Genomic DNA, 14,886 nt, shown 5'->3' with positions numbered 1-14,886 from the left:
AGTAAGGTTACTTGATAACTGATGGAGTTTTCTTATTTCTTAAATTGAAGGAGATTCTTGTTCAAAATGATTCTATTCAAGAAGTAGCTGATAATTGTTGTCAAGAAAATGCTGATGCATCCAAAGACAATCCAAGTGAAGAAGGAATGAATTTTATTTACTTGAGGTAATAAAAGTAGGTTTGAAAAGAGAAATACACATGCATCAACGAGCAACTGTTTATTCAGTAATCGTAGGCCGATTTTTAGAATATGAGTATAGGAGTACCACATGTAGTAAATCAAGCTGAATAAAAGGGCAGTGGCAGTTCCAATTGCAACCCCGACAATCTGCCATTCAAAAACAAGAGCGAGAGACAGGCCAAGATTTAATATTGCTTCGAAATATGTTCCAAACTGGGTATTTTTAAAGTCTCCTTTGGAAAAAACCAGGGTCCGGTAGGGCAAGCGTAAGGCATAAAACAGAATAGCAAGTGTCATTAGATAGCCGAATGCAGGTTGGTTATAATTGGCATCGGTAATTTTTTGGGTGTACAGTACAACAAAAGGTGTGACCAGTTGGAAGGTACTACTAATAAAAATAGTAGAAGCCGTGTGTAAGAGCCATTCCATTTTATGAAATTGAACTTGTAAAAGCTTTGTATCTTCCATGTGTAGAGCACGGCCCAAAAAAGGACGAAGTCCACTTGTTGCAGCATTTAAAAATGTCTTTATTCCTTGAAAAACGGTATTGTAAACGGCATAAACTGAAACTTGTGATAGGCTGGCAAACATGGACAAAATGACAATATCCGTGCTCTCTTGGATGGTGTAAGCAATGTGTTGACCAATGCCATACCATTGTTGGTGGATTTGGTAAGCACTATCTCGAAGAGTTTTGGAAATCCGATAATGATGATGGACATAATAGTTGATAAAAACTGGAGGAAGGATAAAAACTAGAGCTGAGGCAAATTTAACCATAAGGACAGTCTGTCCTGACTGGATTAAAACTAGGGTAAGAAGTAGATTGAGGATATTGGCTGTTCCTTGTAATATTTCCTTGATATATGCCTTTTGGTCGGAGCCAAGGATAATTTGACTGGTAATCCCGAGGAAAAATTGTAGTAAGTGTGAGAGTGACAAAACCAAAATCAATCCTATAATTTGTCTCTGAGAAAAATCTCCAGAGAGTTGAGTGGGTAAGAAAATACAGAGGCAGCCGATATATATAAAGAGGGCAAAGCCGATTCGGTTAAAAAAAGCTTGCGATTTATAATAGATAGTCGAGAGTAGTGCCGTATCTTTATCTAATAAAGGTTTGTACATACTAGCTTGAATGACGGCTCCCATCCCCAAATCTAAGAGACTAATTAGGGTCAAATATTGAGAAATACTGGACATAAGTCCATTGACCTCAGACCCGTAGGCAGTGATGAAGAGTCGAGGTAAGATAAGACTACAAACGATGGAGATGACCTTATTTAGCAAGGAAATAAGACCATTTAGTTTAAGAGATTTTGTATTCACGGTGTTTACTTTCAAGTGGAAATTTCATTTCAATATCTTTGATATATCTAAGGAATTTTGATACAATAAATTGATTGAAATGGAAAAAATATACTGAGACTTGACCTATCTTCTAACGCAAGTTGAAGAGATATTTGGTTTTTAGAAACGTTTTAAAGGCTGAATATCCTAATAGAGAAACTGTCCAATAGAGTATTGGAATAGGTTTTGGACTAATTAAAATGGATTGATGAAGGTGTTTGCGAGTTTGTTTGATATTTTCTAATTTGAAATGGCGCATAGCTAGGTAGTATTCTTGAAAAGCTTTCAACTCTTTCGGAGGAATTAATTGTAGTTTTTCGTTTATTTCAGTTGCTCTCTCTGTGACAATTGTATAGCCTTGTATAACCTTAGTTGCGTTTTTAGAGATACTATCTGTTTGAACTTCGTAGATAACAAGGTCCTCTTCAATTTTGTAGCCCTTGCTAATTTGCAGTAATTTTAGAAAGAGGTCCCAATCTTGACAGCTGAGGAGTTCCTGATCTAGCCCACCAACTTTGAGAAAGAGAGATTTTCGAACCATTAAGGTAGAAAAACCTCCAAGGTTATTTTGTTTCAATGTTCCTTGAATGGGGATAGTTCCTTCAGGTAGGTTATGTATTCCTTTAGCTCCAAATCCAGTTACAACAAAACCAATATCTTTTTGGTTTTGAAGAATCCTCATTTGTTTTTCGAGTTTTGTAGGTAGAAAGAAGTCATCTGAATCGAGAAAAGCTATGTAGTCACCTCCGGCATGCTCGACACCGATATTACGACAGGCATTAGCACCACAGTTTGTTTCTAGAGCAATGAGTTTGATATTGTTTTGATTCACTTGTAGAGACTGGATAACATTTATGGAGTTATCTGTTGAACAATCATCGACTATGATGATTTCAACTGGGGAATAGGTTTGATGATTTACGCTATCAATGACCTGCTCAATCATATGGCCACGATTGTAGTTTGGGATAACGACGGATATTAACGGATTCATATTCTCTTCTTTCTATTTAACTTCGAACATTATCTTACTACACATTTCATTATTTTTCAAATAATACTCTAAAAAGGATTTAGAATGACTAATATAAAAGATATGCCACTTGTAAGTGTTATCATACCTATGTATAATGCGGAGCAGTTTATTCAAGAGACTATTCAGTCAGTGCTTGCCCAGACTTACCAAGTATTTGAAATTATTGTAGTGGATGATCAATCTAGCGATAACTCTATGGAGACTGTTCGGTCTTTAATAGCTAAGGACAGTCGTATTAGGCTACTACAAAATGAGGTAAATTCTGGTGTTGCTGTAGCCAGAAATGCTGGTGTAGCAGAAGCGAACGGTCGTTTTATCTGTTTTCTTGATGCAGATGATCTCTGGTTATCAGATAAGCTGGCCAAACAAGTGAGTTTTATGTTAGAAAATAGCTATGCCTTTTCTTTCACTTCCTATCAGTTTGCGGATGAGAATGGTTTGCCAATCAAATCTCCTGTCCATGTACCAGGTAGACTATCTTATAAAGAAGCTTTACGGAAACATACTATTTGGACATCTACTGTCATGCTAGACTTAGAACAGTTAACTAAACAACAAATTGAAATGCCGAATGTACGCAGGGGGCAAGACACTGCAACATGGTGGAAAATTTTAAAAGTGACAGACTATGCATACAGCATCGATGAGGTACTTTCATTGTATAGAAGAACCTCTGACTCATTATCAGCTAATAAATTGTCAGCTATCAAAAGAACTTGGAATCTATTTCGAAATGTCGAGGGATTATCTTTTTGGGAAACTATTTTACCGTTTTGTGGCTATGCATACAACGCAATAAAAAGAAGAATTTAAGGAGAAATCATGGTTGTACTTGTAGCGACACTGGAACACGAAAATATCGACCAACTGTTGATGGAAATGAATCTAAGTACAGTTGAATCGATTGTTATCAACCAATCTCGTTCAGCTAGAGATGAGACAAGTGTACTTCAAAGAGAACAAGCAACGATTGTTCATAGTCGTAGGCTTGGCTTGAGTGCCAGTCGAAATGAAGCATTATCTTATGCGAACAGCGGAGCTATCTGTCAAGTTGCAGATGACGATTTGGTATTTGTCGATAACTATCAAGAGATTGTGAATCGGGCTTATCAAGAATACCCTGATGCCGATATTATTATTTTTTATGTTGATTTTGAGAATCATGCTATTAAAAGACCACGACTCTCAAAAGGGAAACTATCCTATCTAGATGCTATGCGAGTATCCTCTGTTCAGATTAGTTTTAAAAAATCTAGTTTTGAAAAGGTTGGATTATCGTTTGATGAACGATTTGGCATAGGCGCTCAATATGGATCAGGAGAAGAAACAATTTTGTTGTTTGATGCATTGGGTAAAGGCCTCAAAATCTACAGTTATCCAGAAAAAATTGCCAGTTTGAGAGACAGAGAATCCCACTGGGATCGTTCCAATACACCGGAAAATTGTCGGAAACGAGGAGCCATATACAAACGAATGACAAAGAGATGGTACTGGCTATTGATACTTCAATTTGCTATTCGAAAAAGAAAAATGATGTTGCCAGAAATATCAATGGTTCAAAATATTCGCTACATGTTACAAGGTGCAAAAAATTTTGAAACTTTTGATTGAAATATGATACAAAGAGGAATTTACTATACGAAAAATGATGACTTTTAGGAAAAATCAACACCAGAATCCAAGAAAAAAATTCTTAATATTTAAGAAAGATATCAACAGTACTTTACACAGAAATTATGGGGGGGGGACGTTTTCAATGATCGAAAAAAATAGCTTCTGGTCCAACCTTATATTTATTCTAGAGGCTGTATGTATGCTAATTGGTTTGTATTTAGCACTCCATCCAGAACATAGCCTTAGTTTTTCGCCTGAAGAATTGGATGAATTTGTGCTTGCAATTCCTTGGTTAATACTCTTCTATATTTTTATAAATAATGTATTCGATACGAATATTTATTATAATCAAACAAAAACGAATATTGTCATCAACACCTTAATAGTACAAGTCATTTTCTCAATTGTCCTTTCAATTGTTTGTACACTTTATGTTGAAACATTTTTGATGGATTTAAAATTTATTGTTTTCTACTTTATTTTTTCATCAGTAGTTGCTATTACCATCCATCTTGGGATTTTCAATTTCTTTATCCATATGATTAGACCAAGGCGGGTTCTCATTTTAGGTAAGCCAAAAGCTGTTTTTAAGGCAGTAGATAACTTTGATTATTCATCCGAAACTCTTCATCGCATTACACATTTAGTGATTGGAAATTATTTTAACAACTTGAAAAAAGTTGTTGAAGAGGTTGATGTAGTTTATATTGCTGGTGTTTTAGAACCAGCAATTAGCCAAGAGTTGTATAACTATTTGATTCGTAAAGACAAGATTGTTTATCTAACTTCGACAATTGAAAATTCCGTTTCGATTAATGCTCAATTATTGAATATTTCAGATGAAAGTATCATCCAAGTTTCTCCTTACTATCTGACTAAAGAACAAGCGGTAGTAAAACGTCTTATGGATATATTGGTATCATTCACATTGCTAATTTTGCTTTCTCCAATTATGTTGCTAACTATTATTGCCATCAAGTTAGAAAGTAAAGGTCCAGTCTTTTACCAACAGGAACGTGTGACACTTGGAAATACAGTTTTTCCAATTTTAAAATTCCGTTCAATGGTAACCGATGCAGAAGCTAAGACAGGCCCTATCTTAGCTCAGAAGAATGACAGTAGGGTAACAAAAGTTGGACAGTTTATCCGAACGACACGGATAGACGAAATACCGCAATTGATAAATGTATTAAGGGGTGAAATGTCGATTATCGGTCCGCGACCAGAGAGACCAAATTTCGTTAAAGAGTTTACAGAGATCAACCCGTTTTACCCATTGCGCCACAATGTGAGAGCCGGTATCACTGGCTATGCACAGGTTTATGGAAAGTATACTTCCGATTTTGAGAGTAAACTTAAGTTTGACTTATTGTATATAAAGAAATATAACTTTTTGCTGGATGTTAAACTCTTATTAAAAACTATATTGACAGTGTTCGACAAGATGAGCTCTCAAGGACAATCTGATGAGTCAAGTGTTGCAACCCCTTCTAAATTGAATAATGATATTCAAATTTTAAAATAAACATAATTTCTCATTCGCAACAGCTTGGACTTGCAAGCTGTTGCCTTTTTTTGTAAAATGGGAGGAGTGGTTTGACAAAATAGGAGGGAATTATGGCAAAAAAAGATAAGAAAATTGAGATCCAAATTGAGGATAGCAAGGTGTCAGTAAACGGACAAATGTTTCCTGGTTATCAACTAACAATCGGAAAAAAGGTGATCGGTGAGATCGCTGAGTTGGAAGAAAACCAGTTTGCTGTTGTAAAAAACGGAAATACGGAAAGTTTTTATAAAAAATTGGAAAAAGCAGTCGGAAATGTCATTGAAAATTATAATTTGAGTAACTAAGCCCTTGTAATCATAGCTTTTTTATGGTAGAATAAAGGCTGTTGGTGCTTAGGAAAGATAGCGAAGAGGCTAAACGCGGCGGACTGTAAATCCGCTCCTTCGGGTTCGGGGGTTCGAATCCCTCTCTTTCCATTGAACAGGATACAAAAGACATTAAGAAATCCGTATGAAAATAGGAGGCTGACGCTGAGTGTTGTTTACACTCAAGGAAGGCTATCTATTTTCCTAAGAAATGAATCTCGAGTTCAATTTCTTAAGATGAGATTTGTTTGTATCTATCTTTGGGGTATCGCCAAGTGGTAAGGCAAGGGACTTTGACTCCCTCATTCGTTGGTTCGAATCCAGCTACCCCAGTCAAGGTACTAGAGGAAACTCTAGTTCGTCAAAGATGTCATATTGTTGTTTGTCCTTGCGTGTGCCTTAAATAAAATATATTTTATGTTGGGTCGAGAGGCCTGATTGTCGGAGGTTTTTTTATAATGAACGAATTTGAAGATTTGTTGAACAGTGTGAATGAAGTAGCACCTGGTGATGTGGTAACTGCTGAAGTGTTGACAGTTGATGCAACTCAAGCTAACGTAGCTATCTCGGGTACTGGTGTTGAGGGCGTATTGACTCTTCGTGAGTTGACAAACGACCGTGATGCTGATATCAACGAACTCGTTAAAGTTGGTGAAACACTTGAATTGTTGGTGCTTCGTCAAGTAGTAGGTAAAGATACTGATACAGTAACTTACCTTGTTTCTAAGAAACGTCTTGAAGCGCGCAAGGCTTGGGACAAGTTGGTTGGTCGTGAAGGTGAAGTCGTACCTGTTAAAGTAACTCGTGCGGTTAAAGGCGGTCTTGCAGTTGAATTTGAAGGTCTTCGTGGGTTCATCCCAGCTTCAATGATTGACAGCCGTTTCACTCGTAACACTGAGCGTTTTGTTGGTCAAGAATTCGATGCTAAAATCAAAGAAGTTGATCCAGCTGAAAACCGCTTCATCTTGTCGCGTCGTGATGTAGTTGAAGAAACTGCAGCAGCTGCACGTGCAGAAGTATTTGGTAAATTGTCAGTTGGTGAGGTTGTAACGGGTACAGTTGCACGTATCACTAGCTTTGGTGCTTTCATCGACCTTGGTGGTGTGGATGGTTTGGTTCACTTGACTGAATTGTCACATGAGCGTAACGTATCTCCTAAATCAGCTGTAACAGTTGGTGAAGAAGTGGAAGTTAAAGTTCTTGCTATCGATGAAGAAGAAGGACGCGTATCATTGTCATTGAAAGCTACTCAGCCTGGCCCATGGGATGGTGTTGAGCAAAAATTGGCAGCTGGCGATGTGATCGAAGGTAAAGTAAAACGCTTGACTGACTTCGGTGCATTTGTTGAAGTATTGCCAGGTATCGATGGTTTGGTTCACATTTCACAAATCTCACACAAACGTGTTGAAAATCCAAAAGATGCTTTGTCAGTTGGTCAAGAAGTAACTGTTAAAGTTCTTGAAGTGAACGCAGCTGATGAGCGTGTATCACTTTCTATCAAAGCTTTGGAAGAGCGTCCAGCAGCAGTTGAAGGTGAAGAAAAAGAAGAAAAACGTGCACCACGTCCACGTCGTCAAAAACGTGAAGAAAAACGTGATTACGAATTACCAGAAACTCAATCTGGATTCTCAATGGCTGACCTTTTTGGTGACATTGAATTGTAATTCACATAAAAACTTGCCTCGTGCAAGTTTTTCCTTTCCACCCTTAGTGTAATGGATATCACGTAAGATTCCGGTTCTTGAGATGGGGGTTCGATTCCCTCAGGGTGGATTAGAAACACCTTAAAAAGCCCTTTAAATCGGGCTTTTTTTGTTCCTTATCCCAAATTCGACCCAAAAGATTATAAAAGTAAGCTTATTAGAACATCTATTGGCTAAATAAATTTGCGATGTTTCGTTATTTTTGGTACTATATCAATGCTAACCTTTTAGTTCTGCTTCCTTAGGACAGACTAAATAGTAGAAAAATCCTGGAGTGTAGGCTTTTCTATATACTTCTGATTTTGGAGGGCACTCGTGCTACATTTTGAAAATGATTACAATAAAGGAGTTCACCCGGCACTCTTGCAAGCCTTGGTGGAAACAAACCAAGAAGGAGTGTCAGGTTATGGTACAGACCGCTATACCCAGTCAGCTATCGAGAAAATTCGTCACGCGACCGCTTGTCCTCAAGCTCAAATCACTTTTCTGACCGGCGGTACTCAGACCAATCAGATTGCCATCAATTCCATGCTAGCTTCTTTTGAGGGTGTCATAGCAGCAGATACAGGTCACATTTCTACCCATGAAGCAGGAGCGATTGAGTTTTCTGGTCACAAGGTCTTGACCCTTCCGCATCAAGAAGGCAAGATTTTTGCAGCGGACATCGATCAGTTGCTGGCAGACTTTTACGCCGATTCCAATCACGAGCACATGGTCCATCCCGGTATGGTTTATATCTCCCACCCGACTGAGTATGGCACGCTCTACACCAAAGCGGAGTTAACTGCCATTGCTTCCGTCTGTCGGAGCTACCAAATTCCTCTGTTCTTAGACGGGGCTCGTCTTGGCTATGCCCTGGCTTCTCGTGACACAGACGTGGATTTGCAGGCAATAGCAGAGCTGACAGACCTATTTTACATTGGTGGAACTAAAATGGGTGCCTTGATGGGAGAAGCCTTGGTCTTCACCAAAAACAATCAACCCAAGCATTTTACCAGCATTGTCAAGCAACACGGGGCCTTGTTGGCTAAGGGGCGTTTGAATGGTGTGCAGTTTGACCGTTTATTTACAGATGACTTGTATCTGGAACTAGGCCGTCATGCGATCGAAATGGCAGAGCAACTCACTCAAATTTTGGAAGAAAAAGGCTTTCAATTCTATCTCAAATCACCAACCAATCAGCAATTTGTCATCGTAAAAAACGACGAATTAAAACGATTGACAGAGGCTGGTATTGCTTATGGTTTCTGGGGAAAATATGACCAAGACCATACCGTTATCCGCTTTGCGACCAGCTGGTCAACCAGCCAGGAAGATATGGATGCATTGAGAAATAGATTATAGAAAATAAAAGAAGAAAGGATTAACCTTTCTTTTTTGACTGTAGAAAATGGTAACGATAAACTGCATACCGTTCAATCAGTCGGTAGCAGATAACTCCTGTGATTGCTTGAACTAGGAGGACGATGTGTTTTTCTAACGGTGCTTGTATGGTAATACCAAATAAGATACCGACGAGTGTTCCGCCTAGCATCATCCACCATAGGTACTTAAAGGGCTTGTATTGCCCGTCTTTCTCTTTGACTTCATTAGAAAGTCCAACAGTACAACCTGCCAAGACCCCCATTGGAATGTACGAATGACTGTCAAAGGGAGCAGGTAAGAACATTGAGAGAAGAAATATTTGAATCAGTGAAAAAAGTAACAACCATACTAAAATAGGTATTCTGAGAATAAGGTATTTCATACAGCACCTCCTGGATTTAGTATAACAAATCCAAGGTCGCCTATCAAGTTTTTTTACGCTACTGATCAGAATTCGAACCAGTTGATTTAGACTCTGTTGACGTTTCACTAGTAAGTTGACTAGGGGCGAAATTGGTTGCCCTATCGCTTGAAGAAGGGATGGTTGATGAGGCTGTATCGGCGGAGCTAGTAGTGCTTTTTGAAGACACAGAGCTAGTGGAGGGTGGGAGTGTAGTAGTTTCTTCATTAGAAGAACTAGTGTGGACAGTCTCATGTTCAGTTCCTGTGTTGGTATCTTGGTATATGATAAGGGTCGTAGAATTTGTATTTTCCTGCGTCTGACTATTCGAACTAGCTGAGAAGGAATAGATGGTAATGGTAGCAGTGATAATACCAAGTATTGAGGCTATGGTTGCAATGACTTTTTGTAAGGTCGAAAAGTGGTGCCTTTCAGTTTTAGTCTTACTATTTTGTTCAAATTTTTGTTTACGAGAGTAGATTTCCGTCATGGTCATTCCTCCATTTTTCAGTATAGAATGTTAGAGTTAAAAATGTCTTAAAGAGTGGAAACAAGATGTGAAACATGATAAAATAGGTCTATTGCAAACAAAGGAATGAAGACATGATTTATTTTGACAACGCAGCCACGACCCAGGTCTATCCAGAAGTTCTCAAGACCTATACGGAAGTGGCGACAAAAATCTGGGGCAACCCATCCAGCCTCCACAATCTTGGAAGTCAGGCAACCCGTATTTTAGAAGCATCCCGCAAGCAAATTGCAGAGTTGTTGGGGAAAGATAGCAAGGAAATCTTTTTCACATCAGGTGGCACAGAGGGGGACAACTGGGTCATTAAGGGAGTAGCTTTTGAAAAGGCACATCTGGGCAAGCACATTATCGTCTCAGCTATCGAGCATCCAGCGGTAAAAGAGTCAGCTCTTTGGCTCAAAACACAAGGTTTTGAGGTGGATTTGGCTCCGGTCAATGCCCAAGGTTTTGTCGATGTTTCAGCCTTAGAAAGCTTGATTCGTCCAGATACCACATTGGTTTCTGTCATGGCCGTCAACAACGAAATTGGTGCCATTCAGCCCATTCAGGAAATTTCTCAACTGTTAGCTGATAAGCCAACAATCACCTTCCATGTGGATGCCGTTCAGGCAATTGGCAAGGTGCCAACGGAAGGGTATTTGACAGACCGAGTTGATTTTGCTAGTTTTTCAGGTCATAAATTCCACTCTGTCAGAGGAGTAGGTTTCGTCTATGTCAAAGCAGGCAAGAAAATCGCTCCGCTATTGACAGGAGGAGGACAGGAAAGCGACAAACGTTCAACCACGGAAAATGTGGCTGGTATCGCAGCAACAGCTAAGGCGCTCCGCTTGACCTTGGACAAGGCAGCAGAAAGCCAGAAGCGACTGACAGCTATGAAGCAGATCCTGGTGGATGAATTGGGCAAGTATGCTGATGTGACGGTCTTTTCTGGAATAGATGGCTTTGTACCCAGCATTTTGACCTTTGGGATGAAGAACATTCGTGGTGAAGTCATCGTCCATGCTTTTGAGGAACATCAGATATATATTTCGACCACCTCAGCCTGCTCGTCCAAGGCAGGTAAACCGGCTGGAACCCTGATTGCCATGGGAGTACCTCAGAAGCTGGCTCAAACGGCCGTCCGTATCAGCTTAGACGATGATAACGACATGGGGCAAATCGAGCAATTTCTCACCATTTTCAAACAAATTTATCAGAATACACAGAAAGTAAGGTAGTATGAATTATTCAGAAATTATGATTCGCTATGGCGAATTGTCAACCAAAGGGAAAAACAAGATGCGGTTTGTTAACAAACTGCGTAACAACATCAAGCACGTCCTTTCAGTCTATCCAGAAGTGACCGTTTACTTTGACCGTGACCGTGGGCATGTCTATTTGAATGGGGCGGATTATCAGGAAGTGTCAGCTTCTTTGAAGAAGATTTTTGGTATCCAAAATTTTGCGCCATCTTATAAGGTTGAGAAGTCTGTTCCAGCCTTGAAAGAAGCTGTTGTAGCGATTATGCAGTCTATTTACAAGGAAGGGATGACCTTCAAAATTGCGGCACGTCGCAGTGACCACAGTTTTGAATTGGACAGTCGTGACCTTAACCAAGTCCTTGGAGATGCTGTTTTTACTGCCATTCCAAACGTTCAGGTACAGATGAAGTCGCCAGACATTACTTTGCGAGTGGAAATTCGTCCAGACGCTGCTTATATTTCCCATGAAGAAATCAAAGGGGCAGGCGGACTTCCAGTTGGTACTTCTGGAAAAGGAACACTCATGTTGTCAGGCGGTATTGATTCGCCTGTTGCGGGCTATTTGGCTCTCAAACGTGGGGTAGAAATTGAAGCTCTTCACTTTGCTAGCCCTCCATACACTAGTCCAGGTGCTCTTAAAAAAGCCCATGATTTGACCCGTAAATTGACAGCCTTTGGTGGCAATATTACATTTATTGAGGTACCATTTACTGAAATTCAGGAGGAAATCAAAGAGAAGGCACCTGAAGCCTACTTGATGACCTTGACACGCCGCTTCATGATGCGGATTACAGACCGAGTTCGTGAAGAGCGTGGTGCCATGGTTATTATCAATGGTGAAAGTCTAGGACAAGTGGCAAGTCAGACCTTGGAATCCATGCAGGCTATCAATGCGGTGACCAATACACCTGTTATCCGTCCAGTCGTGACCATGGACAAGTTGGAAATCATTGATATTGCTCAGGAAATTGATACCTTTGATATTTCCATCCAGCCATTTGAGGATTGCTGTACTATCTTTGCCCCTGACCGTCCAAAAACCAATCCAAAAATTAAAAATGTTGAACAGTACGAAGCTCGCATGGATGTTGAAGCCTTGGTGGAACGTGCTGTAGCAGGAATTATCGTGACCGAAATCACACCCAAAGAAGAAGTGACAGATGAAGTGGATAATTTGATTGCTGATTTATTATAAATTGAGTTATAAATTGAATCTCCGATTTGCGGAGATTTTTTTTCTTCCTATAGTGAAATTTGTATGGTAAAATTATACATTGCAAAATATTTTTCTATATAAGGAGAAGTTATGAAAAAAGGAGCGCTAACAGGATTACTTCTGTTCGGCATGTTTTTTGGTGCGGGGAATTTGATTTTTCCTCCTGCACTTGGTGTACTTTCGGGTGAGAATTTCTGGCCGGCTATTTTAGGCTTTGTGGTTTCAGGTGTTGGGATCGCGGTTATAGCTTTGATTGTGGGAACTCTCAATCCCAAAGGCTATATTCATGAGATCTCACGGAAGATTTCACCGCTTTTTGCAACTGTTTATCTGGTAGCCTTATACTTGGCTATCGGACCCTTCTTTGCTATTCCACGGACTGCGACAACGGCTTTTGATATGGGGATTGCTCCCTTGTTGGAAGGGCAGAATCTACAAGTATGGTTGTTTGGTTTTACGGCCTTATATTTTGTAGCTGCTTATTTGATTTCACTGAATCCATCTCAAATTTTGAATAGTATTGGTCGTATTTTAACTCCTGTTTTTGCGATTCTGATTGTCATTCTGGTTGTACTTGGTATTGTGAAGTATGGTTCAATAAGTTCTCTCCCTGCTTCTGAAGCTTACTCAGCAGGTCAGGCTTTTGGTACTGGCTTTATCGAAGGGTATAATACTCTTGATGCTTTAGCTTCAGTTGCTTTCAGTGTGGTTGCTGTGGCAACTCTGAAACAGCTAGGTTTTGCTTCTAAAAAAGAATATGTTTCAACCATTTGGGGTGTGGGCATTGTTGTTGCCTTGGCTTTTAGTGCATTGTATGTAGGATTGGCTTTCTTGGGCAATCATTTCCCTGTTCCAGCAGATGTGTTGGCTTCTGATACACACAAGGGTGTGTATGTTTTATCGGAAGCTACACAAGCAATTTTTGGTCCGTCTGCTCAGATATTTCTAGCTCTTATGGTAACGGTGACCTGCTTTACGACAACGGTTGGCTTGATTGTTTCTTCAGGTGAATTTTTCGCGGAGCGTTTCCCACGTTTTAGCTACAAAGTATATGCGACAATTTTTACTTTGATTGGTTTTGGGATTGCCAATCTTGGTCTAAGTAAGATTATCGCTTTTTCGATTCCAGTTCTCTTGGTCCTCTATCCGATTACTATTTGCTTGGTAATGATTATTATTGTGAACAAATTGTTGCCACTTTCTGTTTATGGAATGCAGTTGACAATAGGAGTAGTAACGGCTATGTCCCTTGTGGAAGTATTGGCAGGTCAATTTGGTTGGACAGCTGTTTCAAAAGTTATCTCAGCTTTGCCATTGGCTGGACAATCATTAGCATGGTTATTACCAGCCTTTATCGGAATCGTCCTTTCTCTGTTCTTACCAAACAAGCAGGAGAGCGAAGTTTTCGAAATGTAGAAAAAATGAATTAAAACACTTGCTTTTGCAGGTGTTTTTGGTATAATAGGAGTGTTGACTATGCACACATCCTGTGCAACCGCACGAATGCCGTTCTTTCGTTGAGAGTAGAGTAAGTGGTTCGTCCCACGGTACTAGGCGAGTCTTCACATCAAATTCGGGCAAGACCCAAAAATCATAGGAGGTGCATAATGAGCACATATGCAATCATTAAAACTGGCGGCAAACAAGTTAAAGTTGAAGTCGGTCAAGCTATCTACGTTGAAAAATTGAACGTTGAAGCAGGTCAAGAAGTTACTTTCGAAGAAGTAGTTCTTGTTGGTGGTGAGAAAACTGTTGTGGGTACTCCACTTGTAGCAGGCGCTACTGTTGTTGGTACTGTTGAAAAACAAGGTAAACAGAAAAAAGTTGTTACCTTCAAGTACAAACCTAAAAAAGGTAGCCACCGTAAACAAGGTCACCGTCAACCTTACACAAAAGTTGTTATCAACGCTATCAACGCTTAATCGCGTAGCTTGAAGCAATCATTACAGAAATTCGGAGGAATAACATATGTTAAACTTGAATCTTGCTAACTTGCAATTTATGGCCCACAAAAAAGGTGGAGGTTCAACGTCAAACGGTCGTGACTCACAAGCTAAACGCCTTGGTGCGAAAGCAGCTGACGGCCAAACTGTATCAGGTGGTTCAATCCTTTACCGCCAACGTGGTACGAAAATCCATCCAGGAGCTAACGTAGGTCGTGGTGGAGATGATACTCTTTACGCTAAAGTAGAAGGCGTTGTACGCTTTGAACGTAAAGGTCGCGATAAGAAACAAGTATCTGTTTACCCAATCGCAAAATAAGTCTGAAAATGGCTTAACAATAGGCTTTCCGAGATTTCGGAAGGCCTGTTTTTTTGTTTTGGTACCCATATTTCAAAAAGTCAATGTAGCATGTGAATTTACTGACCACTTTAGAGTTG

The 14,886-nt window shown here is 39.7% G+C and carries 15 protein-coding genes, 3 tRNA genes and 1 other annotated feature; of the genes, 14 read left to right on the top strand and 4 right to left on the bottom strand.

What is annotated here, in order from left to right; genetic code table 11:
* Positions 1-32: 32 nt before the first annotated feature.
* Both J5566_RS10745 and J5566_RS01250 read right to left on the bottom strand, forming a co-directional pair.
* A complete protein-coding gene (locus tag J5566_RS10745; RefSeq protein WP_208561739.1) occupies positions 33-1,508 on the bottom strand; it encodes a lipopolysaccharide biosynthesis protein in 1,476 nt (491 codons plus the stop codon).
* A gap of 112 nt (positions 1,509-1,620) precedes the next feature.
* On the bottom strand, positions 1,621-2,523 hold the full coding sequence (locus J5566_RS01250; protein ID WP_279630925.1) for a glycosyltransferase family 2 protein: 903 nt from the start codon (positions 2,521-2,523) through the stop codon (positions 1,621-1,623).
* Positions 2,524-2,607: 84 nt separating this feature from the next.
* Between J5566_RS01250 and J5566_RS01245 the strand changes: the two genes are divergently transcribed.
* From J5566_RS01245 to J5566_RS01205, 9 genes are all read left to right on the top strand, one after another.
* A complete protein-coding gene (locus tag J5566_RS01245; RefSeq protein WP_208561737.1) occupies positions 2,608-3,378 on the top strand; it encodes a glycosyltransferase family 2 protein in 771 nt (256 codons plus the stop codon).
* A 9-nt stretch (positions 3,379-3,387) separates the two neighbouring features.
* Positions 3,388-4,176: a glycosyltransferase gene (locus J5566_RS01240; RefSeq protein ID WP_208561736.1), complete on the top strand. Its 789-nt coding sequence runs from the start codon at positions 3,388-3,390 to the stop codon at positions 4,174-4,176.
* Positions 4,177-4,210: 34 nt separating this feature from the next.
* Positions 4,211-5,704, top strand: a complete 1,494-nt coding sequence (locus J5566_RS01235) for a sugar transferase (protein ID WP_348002270.1) — start codon at positions 4,211-4,213, stop codon at positions 5,702-5,704.
* Positions 5,705-5,796: 92 nt separating this feature from the next.
* Positions 5,797-6,030: a DUF2969 domain-containing protein gene (locus J5566_RS01230; protein WP_208561734.1), complete on the top strand. Its 234-nt coding sequence runs from the start codon at positions 5,797-5,799 to the stop codon at positions 6,028-6,030.
* Positions 6,031-6,081: 51 nt separating this feature from the next.
* Positions 6,082-6,162, top strand: a tRNA-Tyr gene (locus J5566_RS01225).
* A gap of 150 nt (positions 6,163-6,312) precedes the next feature.
* A tRNA-Gln gene (locus J5566_RS01220) sits at positions 6,313-6,384 on the top strand.
* Positions 6,385-6,509: 125 nt separating this feature from the next.
* Complete coding sequence (gene rpsA, locus J5566_RS01215; RefSeq protein ID WP_208561733.1) at positions 6,510-7,715, top strand: 30S ribosomal protein S1; 1,206 nt, start codon at positions 6,510-6,512, stop codon at positions 7,713-7,715.
* Positions 7,716-7,752: 37 nt separating this feature from the next.
* A tRNA-Arg gene (locus J5566_RS01210) sits at positions 7,753-7,824 on the top strand.
* Positions 7,825-8,069: 245 nt separating this feature from the next.
* Positions 8,070-9,098 carry a threonine aldolase family protein gene (locus J5566_RS01205; RefSeq protein ID WP_208561732.1) on the top strand — a complete coding sequence of 343 codons (1,029 nt, stop codon included), beginning with the start codon at positions 8,070-8,072 and terminating at the stop codon, positions 9,096-9,098.
* Positions 9,099-9,117: 19 nt separating this feature from the next.
* Here the strand turns inward: J5566_RS01205 and J5566_RS01200 are convergent, their stop codons facing one another.
* Positions 9,118-9,423 (bottom strand): hypothetical protein, encoded by a 306-nt coding sequence (locus J5566_RS01200; protein ID WP_244228910.1) that lies wholly within the window; start codon positions 9,421-9,423, stop codon positions 9,118-9,120.
* Between the two features lie 136 nt (positions 9,424-9,559).
* Positions 9,560-10,009 (bottom strand): DUF6556 family protein, encoded by a 450-nt coding sequence (locus J5566_RS01195; protein WP_208561730.1) that lies wholly within the window; start codon positions 10,007-10,009, stop codon positions 9,560-9,562.
* Positions 10,010-10,122: 113 nt separating this feature from the next.
* Here J5566_RS01195 and J5566_RS01190 point away from each other — a divergent pair, with 113 nt between their 5' ends.
* The 5 genes from J5566_RS01190 to rpmA all read left to right on the top strand — a co-directional run bounded on the left by J5566_RS01190 (position 10,123) and on the right by rpmA (position 14,767).
* On the top strand, positions 10,123-11,265 hold the full coding sequence (locus J5566_RS01190; protein WP_208561729.1) for a cysteine desulfurase family protein: 1,143 nt from the start codon (positions 10,123-10,125) through the stop codon (positions 11,263-11,265).
* 1 nt (position 11,266) lies between these two features.
* Positions 11,267-12,484: a tRNA uracil 4-sulfurtransferase ThiI gene (thiI, locus tag J5566_RS01185; protein WP_208561728.1), complete on the top strand. Its 1,218-nt coding sequence runs from the start codon at positions 11,267-11,269 to the stop codon at positions 12,482-12,484.
* A 111-nt stretch (positions 12,485-12,595) separates the two neighbouring features.
* A complete protein-coding gene (gene brnQ, locus J5566_RS01180) occupies positions 12,596-13,921 on the top strand; it encodes a branched-chain amino acid transport system II carrier protein (RefSeq protein ID WP_208561727.1) in 1,326 nt (441 codons plus the stop codon).
* A gap of 67 nt (positions 13,922-13,988) precedes the next feature.
* Positions 13,989-14,077, top strand: a sequence feature (ribosomal protein L21 leader region).
* A 35-nt stretch (positions 14,078-14,112) separates the two neighbouring features.
* Positions 14,113-14,427, top strand: coding sequence for a 50S ribosomal protein L21 (rplU, locus tag J5566_RS01175; protein ID WP_002941330.1), 315 nt, complete (start codon positions 14,113-14,115; stop codon positions 14,425-14,427).
* 46 nt (positions 14,428-14,473) lie between these two features.
* Entirely contained in the window at positions 14,474-14,767 is a 294-nt protein-coding gene (gene rpmA / locus J5566_RS01170) for a 50S ribosomal protein L27 (protein WP_029943444.1), read from the top strand.
* Positions 14,768-14,886: the final 119 nt, after the last annotated feature.

This window comes from Streptococcus suis, from assembly GCF_017601095.1.
In the GTDB taxonomy this organism is placed as follows: Bacteria; Bacillota; Bacilli; order Lactobacillales; family Streptococcaceae; genus Streptococcus; species Streptococcus suis_Z.
Note: the sequence above shows the minus strand (reverse complement) of the source record. Positions and strands in the feature narration are given on the sequence as shown.